This window comes from Pigmentiphaga daeguensis (assembly GCF_039523035.1).
GTDB classification, from domain to species: Bacteria; Pseudomonadota; Gammaproteobacteria; order Burkholderiales; family Burkholderiaceae_B; genus Pigmentiphaga; species Pigmentiphaga daeguensis.
Genome location: NZ_BAAAEN010000002.1, coordinates 131,550 through 151,071, shown reverse-complemented (window position 1 = coordinate 151,071; position 19,522 = coordinate 131,550). Strand labels below are relative to the sequence as shown.

Sequence of the window (19,522 nt, the reverse complement as noted above, 5' to 3'; positions counted from 1 at the left end):
CTCTATGACAACCACCGAGGTATACGACAGCCACCACGGCAGAGGCATGGCCATGTATCGCGGCGCGCTCGGATTTTTCCGCCATGCCGACAGCTGCGCCCCGGGCAAGTGGCGCATTGCGTTCACCGAGGGCAGTGAGCAATGGATTTTCCTGGGTCGACCCGATGACGCTGAAGCGGTCGTGGACGATTTCGGCTCCCTGGTGAGGGTGGATGCATGATCCCGACCGTTCGCACCGTCCTGGTCGAGCGCACGTGCCCGAGCTGCCATGTCCGAGGCTACCACCAGGGCAATGACGGCCAGGTCAAACACCAGTTGCGGTGCGTGAGCTGCGGCCATGTGTGGCGCGGCCGCATTCGTTGGGACGAGGTTCTGTGATGGCTCCATCCGATCCGACCATTCTCCGGTCGCGCGTTGGCGGCGCGGCATTTTTGATCACTGAGATCGCAGCGAGGAACCCTGCCATATGGGAGCGGGGAGTGGTCGGACCTGATGGAGTCAGTACCGCGGCGCCCGGCCGGCGCCATTCATTGCAGGAGGCGACCGTCATGACGTACGGAGCCGTTACGCCCATGCAGCCACGTCGACGCGGCTCGGGGCATGACCCGATGCAGGAATTGCCCAGCGGGAACACGTGCAGGGATTGCGCGCATTTCGCGCACTGCCGCCGGTTCGCCCGCTGCCTGCCCGAGGACGAGGTTTGCCGCTACGACCCGCCGAGGTTCATGCGCGCATTCCGCCTGGATGAGGAGCCGCAATGACGTACCTGAGACAGCGGCACCGCCGGGGCTACATGAACCCGCGACGTGAGGGCCAGATCTACCGCCGGGAGTCCGCCTGGGCGTGGACGGAGCGGATGGTCCAGCGCGACGGCGTCGAGCGGTCCGAGGCGTTCAAGCAGGGAATGATGGTCGCCCACGCGGCGCGGTACATGGCCGACCCGTTGGGTCGCTACGGCCGGCCCGCGACCAATTCCCCCGAATTCGAGGAGTTCCAGGCGGGCTATGCGCACGCCCAGGGGCTCATGCCGCAGCACACCTAGGAGCCAGCATGCACATACAAACCATCCCCGCTAGGCGGCGCGCGGTGCGCCTGCCCTCCTCCACTGTTCCGCGTGCCGACTACGAGAGCGCCTGCGCGGCCCGCGACGTCGCCAGGGGGCTCTATGAGCGTCAGACGCTGGCGTTGCATCAGCGCTCCGTGGAACTGCTGAACGCGAACGACGAGATCCACCGCCTGCGGCTCCAGCTGGCCGTTCACGGCATCGACCCGGACGCGCAGCTATGACGCTATTCGTCCTTGCCGTTGGCCTGATAGTCGGCGCCGCCCTCGGCATCACCGGAACCGCTATGTGGTTCCTCCTGCACTGGCCCCAACTGGATGGAGGCGATGATGAGTAGCTTCTGCGTGTTCGGCATGACTGCGCTGGTCGCTCGCGCCATGGCCGAGGATGAGATCGGCTGGTACACCGGCGCCGGCGTCAACCGCCGCGAGCTGACGCGCGAGGAGCGCGCGGCCCTGGTCGATGCGCGCGCCGCGGAGCTGTTCGAGAAACGGAAAACTCGCCAGATATCGCCTGCGTTCGACGCTCCCCAATTCGCCCGGGAATGGCTCGACATCGCCCACCGCTCCACCACCGTCAGGGGGGGGTGTCTCATGGTCCGCGGGCCCAAGGTGGACGACAAGGGCACCATCGTCATCAGCAAGATCACCGGGATGCCGGTCACCACCTGGCTACCGTACGAGGAGGCACGCCATGCGTGACGAAATCCCTGTGACAGAGCAGGAAGAGGCGGCCTGGCGTGAGATGGAGCAGCGCCAGGCCCGGGACGCACAGCAACCGTCCAGCGGGCAGAGTGCTGCACCGGTGGGCGCCCCCGATCGCATCTTCCTGGTGATCGGCGAGGACGTCACCCCGGATACTCCATTTAGCCAGTTGGCGGAGGTGACCTGGTGTGAAAACCGGGTGAACGACACCGACATCGAATACGTGCGCGCCCAACCTGCCGCAGCAACGCCCGACGAAATTGAGGGCCTGCGCGCCCACGTCGCGCTGCTGAAATCGGCTCTCGCGCAGTCTGAGCGGGAGAACGACGAGTTGCGGCGAGCACAGCCTGCCGCTGCAACGGTGCCTGCCGACGAGCGGGAGTCGTTCGAGTGGTGGGCCAGCGACGAGGGCGAGAGCCCGCGGGCTGTCGAGCGAAATGCGAACGGGGTCTACAAACTGGCGCAGACTCAATCAGCTTGGGCCGTATGGCAAGCCCGCGCCGCCCTGGTGGCCCCTGCTGCGCCGCAGGCTGCGCCAGCCGTGACGGATCAGTGGCTGGATATCGAGACGGCACCGAAGGACGGTCGCACGCTCCTACTCGGCTACCGCAACTCGCATGGCAAGTGGCGCACAGTGCGCGGCAAGTGGATGAGCGCCGACTACATCGCTGAGCATTGGGAAGACCCGGACGATGCGGAGCCGGGCTGGTTCGAGACGGCAGTGGAAGCCGAAGACCCCCCCAACTGCTGGCACATCAAACCCACTCACTGGATGTCGCTGCCCGGCGCGCCTGCCACCCTCACCACCCAAGGAGCGAGCCATGGCGATTAACAAGATCGGAAAGCGAGAGGCGATGCGCGCAGCCCTGAACAACGCCGCAGCGCTGATCGAGGCGGCCGATTTGTACTCCCTGTTCGGCGATGACCTCTACTGCCGAGCCCTGGACTACGAGGGCGGTGAGGATGTGCTGACCGAGGCTCAGGCGAAAGTCGTTGAGCGCATCAGGCGCATGATTTCAGGGGACTAACAATGCTGATTAACGGACAAGAGTGGCGGCTGGTGCCGGCCGAGCCGACCTTAGAAATGGTCATCGCGGGTGAAAACTGGATTGGGCGCCATGCGTGGAAGGCCATGCTCGACGCCGCCCCCACGCCTCCGGCCCTGGGCGACGACTGCGACGACGTGGACGCCATCCTGCGCATCGTTGGCCTGGATCCCGAACGGTGCCGCACCGAGGGTGGCGCGCTGAACGTCGGACGCGTGCGCACGCTGTGGGAGGATGTTGTGTCCCCCGCAGCCCAGGCCAGCGGGCAGGCACCGGCCGCGAGCGCGGACCTGGGAGGGCTGACAGACGCAGAGATCGATGCCATCTGGACGCGCCCCGTGTCGGCAACCGCCAGTGCCACGGTAATTCGCCGTGAGACGGCCGAGTTGCTCATTCGAGCTGCCGCCCTCAAGGCCGCCCCCGTTGCCGCCCAGGCACCGCAGCACGTCCCGATGGCAGCCGCCGGCCCGGAGGACGATCTGTACAAGTTCTACGGCGTCGAAACCGATGCCGCCCTGATCGCCGCTCAACAGCGCCACATCGAGAAATTGCAAGCACGCATTGGCGCCGCGCCGTCGCTCGCTCCCCAACGCCCTCGGGAGGGTTGATCATGACCGTCAATCGAGAAATGCCCCGCTACATCTGCCACAAGCAAGTGTGGGCGCTGAAAATCGAGTCGGTGCAGGAAGGCGTCAAGGACAAGAATTCGGTATTGCTGACCTTTGCCGACGAAGGGTATGCGCCTATCCACGTCGATTTCGACTGGTACTACAGGCACAAGCCCGAAGCCGGCGGCTACTACGTGGTCTACAAGGACGGCTACAAGTCGTTCTCGCCAGCAGCAGCTTTCGAGGACGGATACACGCTGCAAGGGGCGGCCCTGGCACCGCAGAACGACGATGAAACCGAAGGCCTGCGCGCTCACATTGCGCTGCTGAAGGCGTCGCTAGCTCAATGTGAGCGTGAACTTGACGAGCTGCGCGTTGCCGCCCAGGCACCGCAGGAGCCAGAAGAGCCCTTGCCGCCACCGGGTATCCACGCAGCCGTGCACTACGCCGGGTGGCTGCGGCGTGAAGCGCATCGGCACCAGGAACCCAAGGCCGGTGTGCTGCGGCAGGCAGCGCGCATGCTGGACGTGCTCAAGGCCGAATGCGGAAGGTTGCACCAGGAGCTGATCGACGCCCAGGCACCGGCTGTACCGCCCGAGAAGCCGCTGCCCGACCTGATGATGGCCTCGTACCATGAAGCGGTGGGCTGGAACGCCTGCCGGGCCGCGATGCTTGCCAACTCGCCTGCTGTGGCACCGGCTGTACCGGAAGAGTCAACAACTGCGGCGCGCGACGAATTCCCGATGCTCTACGACAGCTTGGACGCGCTGGACGAGCGAGCCGCCGAACAGCCCGAGCGCATCGGCACCCAGCGGCACCTGTCAAGCCTGCGCACCAGCATTCAAGCCGTGGTGCAAAAGCTGTCCCTGGCACGTGCGCGCATTTCTGACCTTGAATCTGCCGCGAGCGCAGAGCCGGTGGCACTCGACCGCGACACGCTGGTGGACTTGATCGCCGTTCACCTGAGCGGCACTTACCACTGCACCCGAGTTTGGTCGGCATGGAGTTTTGGCACCATGTCCGAAGATGATTTCGAGGACGTGAGTGAATCCGACACGCCGAGCGAACTTGCGGACGCGATTCTTGCGCGACTAGCCGCCCCCGTTGCCGACCAGGCACCGCAGGACGAGCGGATGGAAACCACCAGCGAGCATATCGCGCGCGATATTCGAGAGGGGCGCTTCCCTCAAAGGTCTGAGCCTCAAAGAGTCCAGGCTACGGAATGGGGGCCAATGCCAGACGCGGGCGTGGAAGCAGATGCTCATGTAGCGGTGATTGAAGGCGATGAAGCGGTACGCGTATTGCGTTGGAATAGTGACGTGGGCGCCTTCTCTTACCCGGTGGGAACGCGGCTATACGCCGCCCAGGCACCGGCCGCCGATGGGGATGCGCTGCGGGCTGATCCTCTGCAAGGCGCAGCGGACTGGCTGGTGGAAGCCTTGGCGAAGCCGCGCCCGACCGAAATCGCCGCGCGACTTCTGATCGGCTACAACCGCGCCAGCCGCCTGTACGACGCCGCCATGCAGCGCACCACCGGGAGCGAGAAATGAGCGTCTACGTTGACGACATGCGCGCCGGCTACGGTCGGATGGTGATGTGCCACATGCTGGCCGACACGGATGTCGAGCTGCATGCCATGGCCGACAAGATCGGCGTGGCGCGCCGCTGGCACCAGAAGGCCCGCACGCCCTACAGCCACTACGACATCGCGCTATCCAAGCGCGCCATGGCCGTCCAGTTCGGCGCGATCGAAATCACCCAGCGCCAGTCCGTCGAGATCATCAGGGCGAAGCGTCTGGCCGCCGCGGGCTCGCCCCTGCGGGAAGGAGAACAGTAATGGCTGAGATCCAGGAATTTAGCCACCACGGCGAAGTTGTTACCGCGACGATGACGCTACCGATGGAAAGCGGCGAGCACTACGGGGCACCGCTGACCATCGGCTATTACCCCAACGCCCCCGAAATCTGGATTCGTGGCGAGCACGGCAACCAGAATATCCCGCTAGAGCACCTGCCCGATGTGATCAAGCAGCTTCGGCGGGCCGCGAAGCTCGCTGCCGAGGAGACCGCCCAATGAGCACCGACGATATCAAGCCCGCTCTCACGGATCGCCAGTTGATGGATTTCGGGATACCCGATATCGAAACCGGTCGAGCCATCGAACGCGCCGTCATCCAAGCCGACCGCGCCCGCCGCGCCGAGGCCGGTGAAGACACGCAAGAACACGTCCAGCGAATCCTGGACGCGGCGTTTCACTGGGCTGAGCAGCGCGAGGTAGGCCCATCACCAGCCAAGCGGGCGTGGGAGGCATTGGCCCAACGCATCCAGGCCGAATTCTCCATGGTCATGGATAGCGCCGCCCCTTCCCCGCAGGGCGATGCGGAGAGGTTGGAATATCTGATGCGGCGGCTATCCGGTGCAGCATCGCGGTACTACGTAGGCGAAATGGGTGATACCGGAAACCTGGATCTGTTTCGGGCCGCCATCGACGAGCGCATTGCCATCGCCGCCCGCAGCACCCCTGCAAAGGGAGGGGAGTGATGCCCTGCTACATCAGCCACACCAAGAACGGCGACCGAATGTTCATCTGCGGCGATCTCGGGCCGCATTGCGTTGCCGAGCGATGCTCGGACGTGAGCGGGTATCTATGCGACTACCCAGTGGGCGAAGGGAAAACCTGCGACCTGCCGCTGTGCGACAGCCACGCCTACGAGGTCGCACCCAATGTCCATTATTGCCCGGGGCACCTGATTCTCTGGAAGGAATTCAGGGACGCCGGGGGCGTGGAGCGAGAACTGCGCAACGTCGTGCCGTTCTCCAGCAGCACCCCTGCAACCGAGAAGGGGGCGACGTGACAGCCTACTACAACGAAATCGACCCCTACGCCGCGCAGTGGCTGCGCAACTTGATTGCCGCCGGCCACATCGCGCCGGGGGACGTTGATGAACGGAGCATCGAGGATGTTCACCCCGACGACCTGCGCGGATACGTGCAATGTCATTTCTTCGCAGGAATCGGCATCTGGTCCTATGCCCTTCGCCGCGCCGGCTGGGCCGATGATCGACCTGTTTGGACCGGTTCCTGCCCGTGCCAACCTTTCTCCGCGGCAGGCAAGGGAGCTGGGTTTGATGACGAGCGGCACCTATGGCCGCACTGGCATTGGCTCATCCAAGAGCGCCGCCCTGCAAAGCTCTTTGGAGAGCAGGTTGCAAGCGGCGCTGTCGAACCTTGGATCGACCTTGTTCACGCTGACCTGGAAGCGTTGGGCTACGCCTTTGGGTGTGTCCCGTTCCCGGCTGCGGGCGTCGGTGCGCCGCACATCCGCGACCGAGCGTACTGGGTGGCCAACGCCGAGTGCCAACGAGTTCGCCCATATGGACGAGGCCAAGATGCTCGCCCGCCGCGAAGCGTGCAAACAGCGGACGAGGAACGGCAACGGGTTCGGGCTGACGTTGGCCAATGCGGCGGCATTCGCCGGTTGGCCGACGCCCAGCAGCGCGATCGTGGATGCCAAGCCGCGACCGCCCATCACGTCGGATCGAAAACCGACGGATCCGCAGATAGGGCTTGCGGATGTGGCGGTGCATCTTGCCGGCTGGGGCACGCCGGCATCGAGGGACTGGCACAGCGCATCGGGTTCCCCGGAGTTCCTGGCCGATCGCCTGGAGCAGACCCGGGGCAAGCCCTTGAGCGAGCAGGCCTTCACGCTGTTGCCGGGCCCGGCCCGGTTAACGGCCACTGGGCAGATGCTGACTGGCTCCTGTGCCGGGATGGAAAGTGGCGGCCAGCTGAGCCCGGAACATTCCCGCTGGCTCATGGGGCTCCCCAGCGAGTGGGACGCCTGCGCGCCTACGGAAACGGCATCGTCGCTCAGGCGGCGGAAGCGTTCATAAGGGCGGCTCTCGGCCCCACCCCTGCAAGCAAGACGGAGGGAGCATGAAGCTTGAAGACATTCAGCAGGCCAAGATGCTCGATGACAGGCGGCGGGAACTGGCGTTCAAAATCACCCTGGTACGCGGAAATGGCCTCGGAGTCACGATCCAGGGCAACTACCAGGACAACGAAATTCTGGACGCCGTCCGCGAGCACGTCGTCGCGGTGCTGGAGTCCCGTATCGATGGCATAGACGACGAGTTGCGCGCCATCGGCGTCGATATCAAGAAAGCACCACCCAGCGATGAGCCGGCCGCCAATCTGCCTATCCTCCCCCGCGCCAGGAAGGCCATCGGGTCGGCCGAAACACAGGTTGGCCGCGAACCGTTGATCTACACCGCCACCGACATGGAGGCATACGGCCAGAAATGCTATACCGCGGGCCGGCGCAGCGCCAAACCGGCGCCTGGCACGTACTCGAAGGCCATGGAGGCCGAGGACGACGCCTGGGCCGACTACAACGCAGGCCGCGGACCTCATCCGAAGAGGCGATGATGACCCACACACTCGCAATCCTGGAGCTGTCTCCCATCGCCTACGGGGAGGTGGCCGACAAGCTGCGCGCAGCCGGCTACGACCACGTTTTCCTGGAGGACGGCATGCTCGACATGTCGGGCCTCGGCGTCACCTGCGGCGCGCCGCTGGGCGATCCGTCGCCCGAGTGCGACCCCACCGACATCTGCGCGGGCTGCCGGTGCAAGTTCGCACGGAGGGGGCGATGACCGGCGCCGTGTGCAAGGGCAGCATGGCCCTTGGCAGCGGCTGCGGCCGATGTGCCCGCTGTCGCGTCGATGGCATCGCGCTCGACGTGGCCCGCGAAATCAAGAATCTGGACCCCATTTCAATGCCCGGCGGCCATGACCAGCACCTGGCCACCATTCAAGGCCTTGTCCGCGACGCGATTATCGCGGCAGCAAGCGAAGGAGAATCACATGCCTGAGATCGTAGAAGACCAGATTGCCACCAAGCCCGTTGTTCTCATGCCCGAGGGTCTGTATCAGTGGGAGGCATTCTCCGATCGGGTCCCTTATACCCGGGAAACCTGGCGGGTGAAAATGGACGCGGGAATGGCGCCAAAGCCCATTCGTTTGAGTGCAAGATGCACAGTGTGGAGAGGTGCTGATATCCTCGCCTGGCTTGCCGACCCCCTGGGATACAAAGCTAGTGACTGAGCGGTCGCAGCAAATTCTCAGCAGACCACTCCCGCTGCAACTTGCGAAGGTCTGGGAATGCAATTGCGGACATATACACCCCTCCGCCAAAGCTCACATCGAACAGGGTGACCCCGATAGGGGAGGCAGTGCCGTACGAATATGAAAACTGGGAGCCTAGGTCAACCTTGTGACGCTCAAGTTTGGCCGGCTCCATCTCAAACTTATCGACTAGGCGAGGTGGCCACTCTTCTGGAAGAAGTCCATTCGTAAACCACCGAAATAGGATACCCCCCTCAGGTGGAAGAATCGCGCCACCATGCATATAGTGCAGGCTAAGGAAAAGCTTGGTGGCGCAGCGCCGTACAATCTGATGAAACTCGGGAGCCTCCAGCAGGACAATCGGTACATCGGCAGTTGACATCCCCGCCGGCAACGCCAGATTTCTATGGCGCAAAAGCCTTCGGACCTTGTTGGGACTCGGGAACATTGCTCGATAAAGCGCCGGAAACGTCTCGCTGAATGCCCGTAGGAGCCGAGCGTCCTGCTCCAGGGTTTGAGCATCGTCTCGCTGCCGACCGATACGGCAAATAACCGCAAACGCGGTTTCCAGCGGCGCGCTATCTGCGTTACACGCGAAACATGCTGGAAACGCGTAGCGCTCAGGCCACTGACGGTTATCGAAGATCGCCCGAGACGGCCAGTGATCTATCGTCGTTGCCTCGGTCGTTCCACCGCAGTAGCAGCAAAAGGGATGCTTTGCGAGGAATCGCTCCCGCTTTGCTTTCGAGGCACCCATTACGCGCGCGATTCAGTGAGCAAAGGGACTACATTCTTGCCGGACTTCTGGTCGATGAAGTCTGCCCACCACTGCATCATGCGGCGGCGCTCGTCCATGTACGTCGCGTGGTTGTAGGCCTTGCGGATCTTGTTCTGCTCGACGTGCGCAAGCTGACGCTCGATGGCGTCTGGCTGAAAGCCGCTGCGCTCGTTCAGGATCGTGCTGGCCAGGCCGCGGAAGCCATGGCCTGTCTGCTGCCCCTCGAACCCCAGCGACTTCAGCGCCTTGTTGATGGTCGCCACGCTCATCGCCTGGTGCGCCGGATTTCGCTCCCCAGGGAACAGGAAGCGGTACCGGCCTGTGTATCCCCGCAGCTTCTCCAGCAGCTCGATAGTCTGCCTGGCCAGGGGAACCACGTGCGGCTCACCGGTAGCCTTGGCCCGCACGCTGCCTTTCATGCGGGCGGCGGGCACGCGCCACTCTGCCGCCTCGAAATCGAATTCAGTCCACTCGGCCCAGCGCAGCTCGTTTGTGCGCAGGAAGGTCAGCACCATCAGCTTGACCGCCAGGACGGTTTCCGGCCGCCCCGAATACGTCTCGACTCGTGCCAGCAGGGTGGGTAGGTCCTCTTCATCTACGTGGGGGTGGTGTTGTACGGGAGGCTTCGGTTTCAGCAGCTCACGCAGCCCGACCGTCACATCCGCCGACGCACGCCTGGTGCCGACGGCATAGCGCCAGGCGCTGCCGATGTATTCCAGCGCCTTGTACGCCATCTCGTGCGCGCCCCGTTGCTCGATGCGGCGCAGAACAGCCAGGACTTCCAGGTTGCTCACCCCGTCCATTGGCCTGTTGCCCAGGGTCGGAAAGACATCGTTGCCGAACACGCCGTTCACCCGGGACAGGTGCTTTGGACTCCAGTCAGACTTCCGCGTGTCGATCCACTCTTCGACCACCACGCGGACCGTGTTACCTGCCGCGACCATGGCCGCCCGCCGCTGGGCCTCGCGCTCAATAACTGGATCTTTGCCGGCAGCCACCATCTTTCGCATGGCCAGGTGCTCTTTGCGCGCCTCGGCCAGTCCGGTGGCCGGATAGTCACCGATGGTGATCGTCGTTTCCTTACCCGACGGGCCGCGGTACCGGTACCGCCACTTTTTCGCGCCGCTGGGCATCAGTTCCAGCACCAGCCCGCCGCCGTCGAACAGCTTGTTGCCGCCGTCCGCGTTGTACTTGGCGGTGCGGCATTTGGTGTCAGTGAGAGGTACGATTTTCTTCGGCATGTTGGCTTACCCTTACGTCCGGCAAGCTTACCCTCTCCCTTACCCTGAAACAATCCTGCGACTACCTGGAACAATCTGCGGCTAGAAAAGGAAAAACCCCCGAAAACGCTGGGTTTCCGGGGGTTCTTAGTTCTGCGTAGTCACAGACTACCGCAGATATTGGTGCCGGCAATAGGAGTCGAACCTACGACCTTCGCATTACGAATGCGCTGCTCTACCAACTGAGCTATGCCGGCGAAATCTTCCCGAAGCCTGTCTTTCCGACGCCCGCCTTCCCGACGCCACTTACGCCGCGTCTAAAAGGCATGTGCTTCAAGCTAGCCCGCTATTCTAGCAAAACTTTGCTGGCGTATTCAAATCCTATTCCGCATCCGGCTGCGCGTCGGGGTGGGCTGCCTGGAAGGCAGGCAGCGCGGCGCAATGATCGGCAATCCGCACTACCGTCGGCATGGCCGTCAGGTCCGACTTCAGGCGGCGGGCGTTGTAGACCTGCGGCACCAGGCACAGGTCGGCCAGCGTCGGCTGGTCGCCGTGGCAGCACAGCCCCGTCGCGGGCGAGTCGGCCAGCATGCGCTCGAGCGCGGCCAGGCCGCCCTCCACCCAATGTCGGTACCACTCGTCGCGCCCCTGCTGGTCGATGCCCAGGGGGCTCTTCAGATACTTCAGCACGCGCAGGTTGTTCAGCGGATGGATGTCGCAGGCGATGTCCAGCGCCAGCGCGCGGACGCGGGCACGCTCCGCCGGGGTGGCCGGCAGCAGCGCCGGCTGGGGATGCGTCTCTTCCAGGTATTCGATGATGGCCAGCGACTGGGTCAGGACATGGCCGCCATCCTCCAGCACCGGCACCAGGGCGGCCGGGCTCAGCCGGCGAAAATCCGGCTTCAGCTGCTGGCCGCCGTCCTTGAGCAGGTGCACCGCGAGATAGTCGTACGGCAGCCCTTTCAGGGCCAGCGCGATGCGCACGCGATAGGCGGCGGAACTGCGGAAATAACTGTAGAGGCGCATGGAGGCTCCGTAGGACTACAGGCGGACGTTCTTGGACAAGCCCTTGGGCAGCGGGAAGGCGATACCTTCCTCGGCGCCGGCCAGCGTGCGCACCGAGGCCGCGCCCAGCTCCTTCAGGCGGGCGATGACCTGCTGCACCAGCACGTCGGGCGCCGAGGCGCCGGCCGTGACGCCCACCCGGCTGCGCCCTTCCAGCCAGGCCGGATCGATGTCGCCGGCGCCGTCGATCAGGTAGGCGGCCACGCCCTTGCGCTCGGCCACCTCGCGCAAGCGGTTGGAATTGGAGCTGTTGACGCTGCCCACCACCAGCACCAGGTCGCATTCGGGCGCCATGACCTTGACGGCGTCCTGGCGGTTCTGCGTGGCGTAGCAGATGTCGCTTTTCTTGGGCTCGGCGATGTTCGGGAAGCGGGCCTTGAGCGCCGCCGCGACCTGCGCCGCGTCGTCCACCGACAGCGTGGTCTGGGTCACATAGGCCAGCCGGTCCGGATCGGCCACGGCCAGCGCCGCCACGTCCTCGACCGTCTCGACCAGGTACATGCCCGCTTCGGACTGCCCCAGCGTGCCTTCCACCTCGGGGTGCCCCTTGTGGCCGATCATGACGATCTCGTTGCCGGCGGCGCGCATCTTGGCCACCTCGACGTGGACCTTGGTCACCAGGGGACAGGTGGCGTCGTACACCTGCAGGCCGCGCTGCTCGGCCTCGCGGCGCACCGCCCTGGACACGCCGTGGGCCGAGAAGACCACCGTCGAACCGGCCGGCGCCTCGTCCAGTTCCTGGATGAAGATGGCGCCCTTGGCGCGCAGGTCCTCGACCACGTAGCGGTTGTGGACGATCTCGTGCCGCACGTAGATGGGCGCGCCGTAGATCTGCAAGGCGCGCTCGACGATCTCGATGGCCCGGTCGACGCCGGCGCAGAAGCCGCGCGGCTGGGCCAGGACCACTTCCATGGGCGCCTGCGCCATCACATCACCCCGAGTATGGACACATCCACCTTCAGCGCCGAGCCGGCCAGCGGATGGTTGAAATCGAACAGCGCATAGTCCTCGCCCTGTTCCTTGAATACGCCCGAATACCGGCCGCCATTGGGCGCGGCGAATTCGACCAGGTCGCCGGGCTGGAAGGTCTCGTCGCCCGCGTGCTCGCGCAGCATCGCCAGGGTCACGCGCTGGATCAGCTCCGGATTGCGATCGCCGTACGCCTGCGCCGGAGCGAGGGTGAAACTGAAGCGCTCGCCTTCGCCGCGGCCGACCAGCGCCGCCTCCATGCCCGGCGCCCACTGGCCGATGCCCAGTTGCAGCGTGGCGGGACGGCCGGTGAAGGTATCGACGAAAACGCCTCCCGCGCCTTCGCCCGAGGCCAGCGAAATGCGGTAGTGGAGGGTTACGTAGGAGTCCTCACGGACAACGAGGGGCGTGGAGGAAGAAGATGCAGCCAAAGTGTGTCACCGTGTCGATGCTGTGCGCCAAAGAACCGATTTTACCCGTCCCGCCGCCATGCCGACCGCCCTTCCGACCCTACAGGCCTCCCTGCCCCCCGAAGAACGCCCCCGCGAGCGCCTGCTGCGCCACGGCCCCACGGTGCTGACCGACGCCGAACTGCTGGCCGTGCTGCTGCGCACCGGCACGCGCGGCTGCAACGCGCTCGAACTGGGCCGGCGCCTGCTGGCGCAATTCGGCGGCCTGCGCGGACTGTTCGGCGCCTCGCGCGACGAACTCCGGGGCATGCCTGGCATGGGGGAAGTCAAGGCGGCCCAACTGCAGGCCATCCTGGAGCTGGCCCGGCGCGAACTGGCCGAGGAAATCCACCGCGGCGACGCCCTGTCCCGCCCCGATCACGTACGCCGCTATTGCGCCGCCACCCTGGCCCACCGCCGCATCGAGTGCTGCATGGCGCTGTACCTGGACGCGCGCAACTGCCTCATCACCAGCGAAATCCTGTCCCAGGGCACCCTGTCCCAGGCCACCATCTACCCGCGCGAGATCGTCCGCGCCGCGCTGCGCCACCATGCCGCCTCGGTCATCCTCGCCCACAACCACCCCTCGGGCAACGCCGAACCCAGCCAGGCCGACGAACACCTCACCCGCCACGTCCGCGCCGCGCTCGCGCTGGTGGACGTGCGCCTGCTCGACCACATCATCGTGGCAGGCGGGCGGACCACCTCGCTGGCGGAACGCGGGGTGATGTAGGGCCTACCAGTGCGCCATGGGCAGCCCCGCCACGGGCGCACGGAAATACGGAATCCGCTCCCCCCTCAGACTGCCGATGTAAACCGTCCGCAGATCCGGCCCCCCGAACGTCACGCTGGCGAACCACGGCGCGATCTTCCCGCCGCAGGCCAGCATCATCTCCGGCGTCGCCTCGCTCCGCTCGAACGCCGCCATCAACGCCTTCCCCGCGGCACTGCCGCCATCGTCGTCCAGCACGATCCGCAGCTCCCCTTCCGGCGTGATCGCGAAGACCCGGTCTGTCATCACGTGCGTGCCCCACAGGTTGCCATGGGCATCGAACGCGATGCCGTCGATGAACGCGCCATGATCGGCGGGACCGAACACCTCCCGGCCCGACAGGCTGCCGTCCGGCCCCACCCTCAGGCGCGAGACGCGCCGCGCGCAGGTCTCGGCCACGTACAGCCACTCCTCGCGGGCATCGAGCCGGATCTCGTTGGTGAAATGGAAGCCGTCGGCCACGATGCGCAACCGGCCGTGCTCGTACAGCGCGATATAGCCATCGGCCACCGTGGGATCCATGGCCTGCATCCAGTTCCTGATGCGGGTGGAGATGGTCAGCCACAGCCGATCGCGGCTGTCGCGCAGCACGAAATTGACCTTGCCGATGGGCTGGCCGTCCACGGTGTCGGCCAGCACGCGGGTCTGCCCCTCGCGCGTCATCAGTTCCAGCCGGTCGGTGCCGAAGTTGGAGATGACGATGTCGCCGTTGCGCGCGAAGGCCAGGCCGTTAGGCAAGGTGCCCGCGACAAAGCGGGTGGCGTCGTCGGTGGCCTGGCTGAAATGCGTGTCGGCCTGCTGCGTGACCAGCCGCTGGCTGCCGTCGGGCCGGATGTGGACCACGCCGCCGCGCGCATCGGCGGCCCACAGGGAACCATCGCGTTCGGCCAGGATGCATTCGGGGCGTTGCAGCCCCTGCCCCACATAGGCCATGGCGGCCGGATCGACGATGAAGCCGTCCAGCGGATTGGGAGCGCCCGCCATGGCCGCGCTCAGAAGCCGACCCGGTCCGCGCCCTTGAGCGCCAGCATGGCGCGGGCCTCGTCCGGCGTCGCGATCTCGTGCCCCATTTCCTCCAGGATGCGGCGCACCTTGGCGACCTGCTCGGCATTGGAAGCCGCCAATTGGCCCTTGCCGATGTACAGGCTGTCCTCCAGCCCGACCCGCACGCTGCCTCCCAGCAAGGCCGCCTGCGTGGCGAAGTTCATCTGGTGGCGGCCGGCGGCCAGCACCGACCAGCGGTAGTCGTTGCCGAACAACCGGTCGGCCGTGCGCTTCATGAACAGCAGGTTGTCCAGCTCGGCGCCGATGCCGCCCAGGATGCCGAAGATCATCTGGATGAAAAATGGCGGCTTGAGCAGGCCGCGGTCCACGAAATGGGCAACGTTGTACAGGTGGCCGACGTCGTAGCACTCGTGCTCGAAGCGGGTGCCGTGCTCCTCGCCCAGCATCTTCAGGATGCGTTCGATATCGCGGAAAGTGTTGCGGAAGATGAAATCGTCGGTATTGCGCAGGTAGCTCTCTTCCCAATCGAACTTCCACTGCTTGTAGCGATCGGCCATGGGGTAGATGCCGAAGTTCATCGACCCCATGTTGAGCGAGCACATCTCGGGCCTGGCCAGCAGCGGCGCGGCCAGGCGCTGTTCCACCGTCATGTTCAGACCGCCGCCGGTGGTGACGTTGATGACGGCGTCGGTGGCTTCCTTGATCTTCGGCAGGAACTGCATGAACACCGCCGGATCGGGCGTGGGCCGGCCGTCCTTGGGATCGCGCGCATGCAGGTGAAGGATGGCCGCGCCGGCCCTGGCGGCGGCGATGGACTGCTCGGCGATGTCCTCGGGGCGGTAGGGCAGCGCCTCGGACATGGTGGGCGTATGGATGCCGCCGGTGACGGCGCAGGTGATGATGATCTTGGGCGCGGCTTTCTTGGCGGGCTTGGCTTGGGTGTCGTTCATCGCGGGCTCCGGTTCAGTCTTCGAAGATGGCCACGGCGCGGGTGAAACCGGCCGAGGCGCCACGGATCTTGTAGGGAAAGCACGAGACGGTGAATCCGTGCGGCGGCAGGCTTTCCAGGTTGCCGAGCTTCTCCAGGTGGCAATAGGCGCGCGCCATGCCGGCGCGGTGCCCTTCCCAGATGATGGAAGGATCCGGGCTCTCGGCGAAGCGCTTGGCGGTGTGCACGAAAGGCGCGTCCCAGCTCCAGCCGTCGGTGCCGGTCACGCGCACGCCGCGCTCGGTCAGGTAGAGCGTCGCCTCCATGCCCATGCCGCAGCCCGCGGACACGTAGTCGGGCTGCCCGTAGCGCGCTCCGGCCGACGTGTTCACCAGCACGATGTCGTAGGGCTCGAGCACGTGGCCGATGCGGGCCAGTTCGGCCTCCACCTCCTCGGGCGTCACCACGTGGCCGTCGGGCAAGTGGCGGAAGTCCAGCTTCACGCCCCGGCTGAAGCACCACTCCAGCGGCACCTCGTCGATGGTGATGGCGCGCTCGCCGCCATCCATGGTCGAGTGGAAATGGTAGGGCGCATCCAGGTGGGTGCCGTTGTGGGTCGAGACATTCAGCCGCTCGATGGCCCACCCCTCGCCCCCCGGCAGGTCCGCCACGTCCAGCCCGGGGAAGAAGGACGCCATGTCGGCGGCGGTCGAGCGGTGGTCGAGATAGGCGATCTGCGGCAGGTGGCCGGGGGGATCGGAGGCGATGCGGTCGTCCAGTGCGACGGAAAGATCGACGAAACGTCGAGGCATGAAGGGCTCCTTCGTTCAGCGTCCGAGCAGGCCGGTGGCCAGCCACGGAAATACCAGGATCAGGGCGAGCACCGCCAGCATGATGGCGGCGAACGGCAAGGCGCCGCGGAAGATCTCGCCCAGTTTCAGTGTGCGATCGGGCGAGGTTCCCTTGATCACGTAGACGGACAGGCCGAACGGCGGCGTCAGCAGGCCGACCTCGACGGCGATCACGGTGACGATGCCGAACCAGATGGGATCGATGCCGAAGGCCTTCATGATCGGATAGAACAACGGCACCACGATCAGCAGGATGGACGAGCTGTCCAGGATGGTTCCCATCGCGACGATCAGCAGCACGTAGGCGATGATGATGCCCCAGTAGCCGATGTCGCTGGCCGCGAGCGCCGCGGTCAGGAACTCCGGCAGGCCGCTCAGCGACAGCATGCGCGAGTACATGCTGGCCGCGATGATCAGGAAGCAGATGGCGGCGGTGACCTGGCCGGTGTCGGTCAATACCCGCCAGATGCGCCCGGGCGGCAGCGCGCGGCGGAACAGGCCGATCACGATCGCGCCCAGCGCGCCGACTGCGCCGGCCTCGGTGGGCGTGAAGAAGCCGCCGTAGATGCCGCCCAGCACCAGGCCGATCAGCAGCACGATGGGCAGCGCCTTGCGTCCCATCGCGGCGGCCGACAGGGGCGCGACGTCCTCGGAAATGCTGGCGCCGGCGAAATCCGGACGGTTGCGGGCCAGCCAGTAGACGCCCAGGCCGAAGGCGATGGCCAGCACGATGCCCGGCACCACGCCGGCCAGGAACAGGTCGCCCACCGACTGCTCGGTCAGGATGCCGTACAGGATGAGCAGCAGGCTGGGCGGGATCAGCATGCCCAGCACCGAACTGCCCGCCACGATGCCGTAGGCGAAGCGCTTGGTGTAGCCGTGCCGCAGCATCTCGGGCACGGCCACCCGCGTGAACACGGCGGCCGAGGCGATCGAAATGCCGGTGATGGCGGCGAAGATCGCGTTGGCGCCCACGGTGGCGATGCCCAGTCCGCCCTTGATGCGGCCCAGCATGCGGTTGGCGACGTCGAACGCGTCGCGGCCGATGTCGGCCTGCGATACGACGAACCCCATCAGCACGAACAGCGGCACCACGCCGAAGATATAGGAGTCGATGGACTCGGTGGCGGCCAGCGCCAGCATGCGGCCGGTGATCAGGAAGCTGCCCTTGATCGCCAGCACGCCCAGGAAGGAACAGACGGCCAGCGCGATGGCGACGTGCATGCCGGCATAGATCAGCCCCACCATTCCGAACAGCGCCAGCGCGCCGATGACCAGATCGCTCATCATGCCCCCGCCTGCACGGCCCGGCCGTGCGTCGTCGCGGCCGCGCACAGCGCGCGCACCGCCCTGGCCAGGAACTGCAGGCCCAGCGCCACCGTCCCCACCAGCATGATCAGCCGCACCGGCCAGATCGGCGCGGTGAAGTCGCCGATCGCGCCTACGAACAGATCCCGGGTCCAGGCGCGCTCGAACAGCGGCACGAGGCCGTTGAACAGCACCGCGCAGAACGCGGCGCCGATCAGGCAGTACAAGGCCTCCAGCCCGGCCCGCCCGCGCGGCGCAAGCTTGTCCAACAGCACCTCCGCCCGCGTCAGCCCGCCCAGCCGCAGCGAATGGGCCACCTGCAGGAAGACGATAGCGACGATGGACATGCTGACCATCTCGGGCACGCCCGAGATGGGATGGCCGAAGAACGCGCGGCCGACGATGTCGGAGTTGATGGCGACCATCACGCCCACGATCAGCAGCGTGCCGACCGCGTTCAGGGCCGCGGTGCAGGCATCCAGGATGCGCAGCAAGGGATGGTCGGACGGAGGGAGGAAATCTCCCTCGCCGGTGATGGGGACTTCAGACATGGATGACCTCGCCGCCCGGTTCAGTTCCGATCCCAGTCGCGCACCGGCTTGGCGCCGGCCGCCCGCACTTCCTTCATGTAGGCGTCCAGCACCTGCTTGGCCGGCAGCTTCTGCTTTTGCAGCTCGGCGACCCAGCCCTTGGTCGGGTCCTCGAGCGCCTTGGCATAGGCGCCCCGCAGGCTGGCCGAATCCGGATTGAGCTTGCCGCCCTTGGCGACCAGTTCGTCCAGCGCGGCGCGGGTGGCCTTGCGCAGGTCGTCGGTATACGCCTTCTCGAAGGCGTCGGCGCCGGCCTTCAATGCCTTCTTCAAGGCTTCCGGCTGGGCGTCGTACCAGTCCTTGTTGGCCGCGATGCCGCCCGAGTACTGAGCGCCGTAGCCGATCTGCGTGATGTAGGGCGCGACCTCCTGGATCTTGGCCGGCAGGGCCGCGGTGGCGAAGGTGACCACGCCGTCGTACAGGCCGGTCTGCAGCGAGTTGTAGTACTCGGTCAGGTTGCCCGCGACGCCCACCGCGCCCGTGCCCTTCATCCAGTTGATCGACGTGCCCGGCGTGCCGATCTTGCGGCCCTTGAGGTCGGCCATGCCCTTGACCGGAAACTTCGTGAACAACAGGTAGTCGTCCAGCCCGAAACCGCCGCCGATGTAGACGACGTCGTTCGCCTCCCAGGCCTTCATCATCGCCGGGATCTTGCGCTGCACGTCCTGTACCGCCTGCGTCACCAGGCCGGGATCGTCCGATACGAAGGGCGTGTAATAGGTGACGTTCTGCAGCGGCAACTTGGCCGGCTCGAAGATCGTGGGAACCAGCGCGATGTCGGCCACGCCGTCCTGGGCCGCTTCCAGCTCCTCGCCCACCTTGGCCAGCGAGCCGCCGTACTGCTGCTTCCATTCGAGCTTGATGTCCGTCCCCTCCAGCGCCTTGTTCACTGCCGGCACGAAGGACTCCTGCAGATGCTTGACCCAGCGGAACACCGGCGGATGGCCGTTGACCAGCGTCACGGTGATGGTTTTGGCCTGTGCCGCCATCGTGGCGGTGGCCAGCAAGGCCGCCAATGCGGCCGGCAGAATACGCATGCAT

28 protein-coding genes and 1 tRNA gene are annotated in these 19,522 nt (G+C 65.7%); 18 read left to right on the top strand and 11 right to left on the bottom strand.

The window, feature by feature from the left end; all coding sequences use genetic code 11:
• Nucleotides 1–4: 4 nt before the first annotated feature.
• From ABD104_RS03345 to ABD104_RS03265, 17 genes are all read left to right on the top strand, one after another.
• Nucleotides 5–220, top strand: a complete 216-nt coding sequence (locus tag ABD104_RS03345; protein WP_343927134.1) for a hypothetical protein — start codon at nt 5–7, stop codon at nt 218–220.
• Nucleotides 221–757: 537 nt separating this feature from the next.
• Complete coding sequence (locus tag ABD104_RS03340) at nt 758–1,042, top strand: hypothetical protein (protein WP_343927133.1); 285 nt, start codon at nt 758–760, stop codon at nt 1,040–1,042.
• 8 nt (nt 1,043–1,050) lie between these two features.
• Nucleotides 1,051–1,287, top strand: a complete 237-nt coding sequence (locus ABD104_RS03335; protein WP_343927132.1) for a hypothetical protein — start codon at nt 1,051–1,053, stop codon at nt 1,285–1,287.
• Between the two features lie 105 nt (nt 1,288–1,392).
• Nucleotides 1,393–1,764: a hypothetical protein gene (locus tag ABD104_RS03330; protein WP_343927131.1), complete on the top strand. Its 372-nt coding sequence runs from the start codon at nt 1,393–1,395 to the stop codon at nt 1,762–1,764.
• Nucleotides 1,757–2,599, top strand: a complete 843-nt coding sequence (locus ABD104_RS03325; RefSeq protein WP_343927130.1) for a hypothetical protein — start codon at nt 1,757–1,759, stop codon at nt 2,597–2,599. The genes ABD104_RS03330 and ABD104_RS03325 overlap by 8 nt, the downstream gene beginning before the upstream one ends.
• The gene (locus tag ABD104_RS03320; RefSeq protein ID WP_343927129.1) at nt 2,589–2,795 is read left to right on the top strand and encodes a hypothetical protein; all 207 of its coding nucleotides are present in this window, start codon (nt 2,589–2,591) and stop codon (nt 2,793–2,795) included. The genes ABD104_RS03325 and ABD104_RS03320 overlap by 11 nt, the downstream gene beginning before the upstream one ends.
• Nucleotides 2,796–2,797: 2 nt before the next feature.
• Nucleotides 2,798–3,421, top strand: coding sequence for a hypothetical protein (locus tag ABD104_RS03315; RefSeq protein ID WP_343927128.1), 624 nt, complete (start codon nt 2,798–2,800; stop codon nt 3,419–3,421).
• Between the two features lie 2 nt (nt 3,422–3,423).
• The gene (locus ABD104_RS03310) at nt 3,424–4,971 is read left to right on the top strand and encodes a hypothetical protein (RefSeq protein WP_343927127.1); all 1,548 of its coding nucleotides are present in this window, start codon (nt 3,424–3,426) and stop codon (nt 4,969–4,971) included.
• A complete protein-coding gene (locus ABD104_RS03305; protein WP_343927126.1) occupies nt 4,968–5,258 on the top strand; it encodes a DUF4031 domain-containing protein in 291 nt (96 codons plus the stop codon). Before ABD104_RS03310 ends, ABD104_RS03305 begins: the two co-directional genes overlap by 4 nt.
• On the top strand, nt 5,258–5,497 hold the full coding sequence (locus ABD104_RS03300) for a hypothetical protein (protein ID WP_343927125.1): 240 nt from the start codon (nt 5,258–5,260) through the stop codon (nt 5,495–5,497). The genes ABD104_RS03305 and ABD104_RS03300 overlap by 1 nt, the downstream gene beginning before the upstream one ends.
• Complete coding sequence (locus ABD104_RS03295) at nt 5,494–5,961, top strand: hypothetical protein (protein ID WP_343927124.1); 468 nt, start codon at nt 5,494–5,496, stop codon at nt 5,959–5,961. Before ABD104_RS03300 ends, ABD104_RS03295 begins: the two co-directional genes overlap by 4 nt.
• A complete protein-coding gene (locus ABD104_RS03290) occupies nt 5,961–6,275 on the top strand; it encodes a hypothetical protein (protein WP_343927123.1) in 315 nt (104 codons plus the stop codon). The genes ABD104_RS03295 and ABD104_RS03290 overlap by 1 nt, the downstream gene beginning before the upstream one ends.
• Nucleotides 6,272–7,360, top strand: a complete 1,089-nt coding sequence (locus ABD104_RS03285) for a DNA cytosine methyltransferase (protein WP_343927122.1) — start codon at nt 6,272–6,274, stop codon at nt 7,358–7,360. Before ABD104_RS03290 ends, ABD104_RS03285 begins: the two co-directional genes overlap by 4 nt.
• A complete protein-coding gene (locus ABD104_RS03280; protein ID WP_130358252.1) occupies nt 7,357–7,848 on the top strand; it encodes a hypothetical protein in 492 nt (163 codons plus the stop codon). Before ABD104_RS03285 ends, ABD104_RS03280 begins: the two co-directional genes overlap by 4 nt.
• The gene (locus tag ABD104_RS03275) at nt 7,848–8,075 is read left to right on the top strand and encodes a hypothetical protein (protein ID WP_343927121.1); all 228 of its coding nucleotides are present in this window, start codon (nt 7,848–7,850) and stop codon (nt 8,073–8,075) included. The genes ABD104_RS03280 and ABD104_RS03275 overlap by 1 nt, the downstream gene beginning before the upstream one ends.
• Nucleotides 8,072–8,293, top strand: coding sequence for a hypothetical protein (locus ABD104_RS03270; RefSeq protein ID WP_343927120.1), 222 nt, complete (start codon nt 8,072–8,074; stop codon nt 8,291–8,293). Before ABD104_RS03275 ends, ABD104_RS03270 begins: the two co-directional genes overlap by 4 nt.
• On the top strand, nt 8,286–8,525 hold the full coding sequence (locus tag ABD104_RS03265; protein WP_343927119.1) for a helix-turn-helix transcriptional regulator: 240 nt from the start codon (nt 8,286–8,288) through the stop codon (nt 8,523–8,525). Before ABD104_RS03270 ends, ABD104_RS03265 begins: the two co-directional genes overlap by 8 nt.
• Nucleotides 8,526–9,302: 777 nt before the next feature.
• On the opposite strand, the gene ABD104_RS03260 is transcribed toward ABD104_RS03265, so the two are convergent.
• The 5 genes from ABD104_RS03260 to ABD104_RS03240 all read right to left on the bottom strand — a co-directional run bounded on the left by ABD104_RS03260 (nt 9,303) and on the right by ABD104_RS03240 (nt 13,009).
• A complete protein-coding gene (locus ABD104_RS03260) occupies nt 9,303–10,565 on the bottom strand; it encodes a tyrosine-type recombinase/integrase (protein WP_343927118.1) in 1,263 nt (420 codons plus the stop codon).
• A gap of 160 nt (nt 10,566–10,725) precedes the next feature.
• Nucleotides 10,726–10,801: transfer RNA gene (locus ABD104_RS03255), tRNA-Thr, on the bottom strand.
• A 124-nt stretch (nt 10,802–10,925) separates the two neighbouring features.
• On the bottom strand, nt 10,926–11,570 hold the full coding sequence (gene maiA / locus ABD104_RS03250) for a maleylacetoacetate isomerase (protein WP_087839569.1): 645 nt from the start codon (nt 11,568–11,570) through the stop codon (nt 10,926–10,928).
• A gap of 15 nt (nt 11,571–11,585) precedes the next feature.
• Nucleotides 11,586–12,536 (bottom strand): 4-hydroxy-3-methylbut-2-enyl diphosphate reductase, encoded by a 951-nt coding sequence (gene ispH, locus ABD104_RS03245; protein WP_087839570.1) that lies wholly within the window; start codon nt 12,534–12,536, stop codon nt 11,586–11,588.
• Nucleotides 12,536–13,009 (bottom strand): FKBP-type peptidyl-prolyl cis-trans isomerase, encoded by a 474-nt coding sequence (locus ABD104_RS03240; protein WP_279817408.1) that lies wholly within the window; start codon nt 13,007–13,009, stop codon nt 12,536–12,538. Before ABD104_RS03240 ends, ispH begins: the two co-directional genes overlap by 1 nt.
• Before the next feature lie 58 nt (nt 13,010–13,067).
• On the opposite strand from ABD104_RS03240, the gene radC reads away from it, so the two are divergent.
• Entirely contained in the window at nt 13,068–13,760 is a 693-nt protein-coding gene (radC, locus tag ABD104_RS03235) for a RadC family protein (protein ID WP_087839572.1), read from the top strand.
• Between the two features lie 3 nt (nt 13,761–13,763).
• Here radC and ABD104_RS03230 read toward each other — a convergent pair whose 3' ends face one another.
• Genes ABD104_RS03230 through ABD104_RS03205 form a run of 6 tightly spaced genes read right to left on the bottom strand, consistent with a single transcriptional unit; the run spans nt 13,764 to nt 19,518 of the window.
• Complete coding sequence (locus ABD104_RS03230; protein ID WP_343927117.1) at nt 13,764–14,783, bottom strand: SMP-30/gluconolactonase/LRE family protein; 1,020 nt, start codon at nt 14,781–14,783, stop codon at nt 13,764–13,766.
• Nucleotides 14,784–14,791: 8 nt separating this feature from the next.
• Nucleotides 14,792–15,754, bottom strand: coding sequence for a 3,5-dioxohexanoate:acetyl-CoA acetone transferase (kce, locus tag ABD104_RS03225; RefSeq protein ID WP_087839574.1), 963 nt, complete (start codon nt 15,752–15,754; stop codon nt 14,792–14,794).
• A 13-nt stretch (nt 15,755–15,767) separates the two neighbouring features.
• Nucleotides 15,768–16,544: a cyclase family protein gene (locus ABD104_RS03220; RefSeq protein ID WP_087839575.1), complete on the bottom strand. Its 777-nt coding sequence runs from the start codon at nt 16,542–16,544 to the stop codon at nt 15,768–15,770.
• Between the two features lie 15 nt (nt 16,545–16,559).
• Nucleotides 16,560–17,873, bottom strand: a complete 1,314-nt coding sequence (locus ABD104_RS03215) for a TRAP transporter large permease (protein WP_243724428.1) — start codon at nt 17,871–17,873, stop codon at nt 16,560–16,562.
• Nucleotides 17,870–18,442 (bottom strand): TRAP transporter small permease subunit, encoded by a 573-nt coding sequence (locus tag ABD104_RS03210; protein WP_279817414.1) that lies wholly within the window; start codon nt 18,440–18,442, stop codon nt 17,870–17,872. The genes ABD104_RS03215 and ABD104_RS03210 overlap by 4 nt, the downstream gene beginning before the upstream one ends.
• A gap of 20 nt (nt 18,443–18,462) precedes the next feature.
• Nucleotides 18,463–19,518, bottom strand: coding sequence for a C4-dicarboxylate TRAP transporter substrate-binding protein (locus ABD104_RS03205; protein WP_087839578.1), 1,056 nt, complete (start codon nt 19,516–19,518; stop codon nt 18,463–18,465).
• Nucleotides 19,519–19,522: the final 4 nt, after the last annotated feature.

Bases quoted from the DNA above. Each gene is read 5' to 3' on its own strand.
- ABD104_RS03345 (WP_343927134.1), top strand. From the start codon at position 5: ATGACAACCACCGAGGTATACGACAGCCACCACGGCAGAGGCATGGCC.
- ABD104_RS03340 (WP_343927133.1), top strand. From the start codon at position 758: ATGACGTACCTGAGACAGCGGCACCGCCGGGGCTACATGAACCCGCGA.
- ABD104_RS03335 (WP_343927132.1), top strand. From the start codon at position 1,051: ATGCACATACAAACCATCCCCGCTAGGCGGCGCGCGGTGCGCCTGCCC.
- ABD104_RS03330 (WP_343927131.1), top strand. From the start codon at position 1,393: ATGAGTAGCTTCTGCGTGTTCGGCATGACTGCGCTGGTCGCTCGCGCC.
- ABD104_RS03325 (WP_343927130.1), top strand. From the start codon at position 1,757: ATGCGTGACGAAATCCCTGTGACAGAGCAGGAAGAGGCGGCCTGGCGT.
- ABD104_RS03320 (WP_343927129.1), top strand. From the start codon at position 2,589: ATGGCGATTAACAAGATCGGAAAGCGAGAGGCGATGCGCGCAGCCCTG.
- ABD104_RS03315 (WP_343927128.1), top strand. From the start codon at position 2,798: ATGCTGATTAACGGACAAGAGTGGCGGCTGGTGCCGGCCGAGCCGACC.
- ABD104_RS03310 (WP_343927127.1), top strand. From the start codon at position 3,424: ATGACCGTCAATCGAGAAATGCCCCGCTACATCTGCCACAAGCAAGTG.
- ABD104_RS03305 (WP_343927126.1), top strand. From the start codon at position 4,968: ATGAGCGTCTACGTTGACGACATGCGCGCCGGCTACGGTCGGATGGTG.
- ABD104_RS03300 (WP_343927125.1), top strand. From the start codon at position 5,258: ATGGCTGAGATCCAGGAATTTAGCCACCACGGCGAAGTTGTTACCGCG.
- ABD104_RS03295 (WP_343927124.1), top strand. From the start codon at position 5,494: ATGAGCACCGACGATATCAAGCCCGCTCTCACGGATCGCCAGTTGATG.
- ABD104_RS03290 (WP_343927123.1), top strand. From the start codon at position 5,961: ATGCCCTGCTACATCAGCCACACCAAGAACGGCGACCGAATGTTCATC.
- ABD104_RS03280 (WP_130358252.1), top strand. From the start codon at position 7,357: ATGAAGCTTGAAGACATTCAGCAGGCCAAGATGCTCGATGACAGGCGG.
- ABD104_RS03275 (WP_343927121.1), top strand. From the start codon at position 7,848: ATGACCCACACACTCGCAATCCTGGAGCTGTCTCCCATCGCCTACGGG.
- ABD104_RS03270 (WP_343927120.1), top strand. From the start codon at position 8,072: ATGACCGGCGCCGTGTGCAAGGGCAGCATGGCCCTTGGCAGCGGCTGC.
- ABD104_RS03265 (WP_343927119.1), top strand. From the start codon at position 8,286: ATGCCTGAGATCGTAGAAGACCAGATTGCCACCAAGCCCGTTGTTCTC.
- ABD104_RS03260 (WP_343927118.1), bottom strand. From the start codon at position 10,565: ATGCCGAAGAAAATCGTACCTCTCACTGACACCAAATGCCGCACCGCC.
- maiA (WP_087839569.1), bottom strand. From the start codon at position 11,570: ATGCGCCTCTACAGTTATTTCCGCAGTTCCGCCGCCTATCGCGTGCGC.
- ispH (WP_087839570.1), bottom strand. From the start codon at position 12,536: ATGGCGCAGGCGCCCATGGAAGTGGTCCTGGCCCAGCCGCGCGGCTTC.
- radC (WP_087839572.1), top strand. From the start codon at position 13,068: ATGCCGACCGCCCTTCCGACCCTACAGGCCTCCCTGCCCCCCGAAGAA.
- ABD104_RS03230 (WP_343927117.1), bottom strand. From the start codon at position 14,783: ATGGCGGGCGCTCCCAATCCGCTGGACGGCTTCATCGTCGATCCGGCC.
- kce (WP_087839574.1), bottom strand. From the start codon at position 15,754: ATGAACGACACCCAAGCCAAGCCCGCCAAGAAAGCCGCGCCCAAGATC.
- ABD104_RS03220 (WP_087839575.1), bottom strand. From the start codon at position 16,544: ATGCCTCGACGTTTCGTCGATCTTTCCGTCGCACTGGACGACCGCATC.
- ABD104_RS03215 (WP_243724428.1), bottom strand. From the start codon at position 17,873: ATGATGAGCGATCTGGTCATCGGCGCGCTGGCGCTGTTCGGAATGGTG.
- ABD104_RS03210 (WP_279817414.1), bottom strand. From the start codon at position 18,442: ATGTCTGAAGTCCCCATCACCGGCGAGGGAGATTTCCTCCCTCCGTCC.
- ABD104_RS03205 (WP_087839578.1), bottom strand. From the start codon at position 19,518: ATGCGTATTCTGCCGGCCGCATTGGCGGCCTTGCTGGCCACCGCCACG.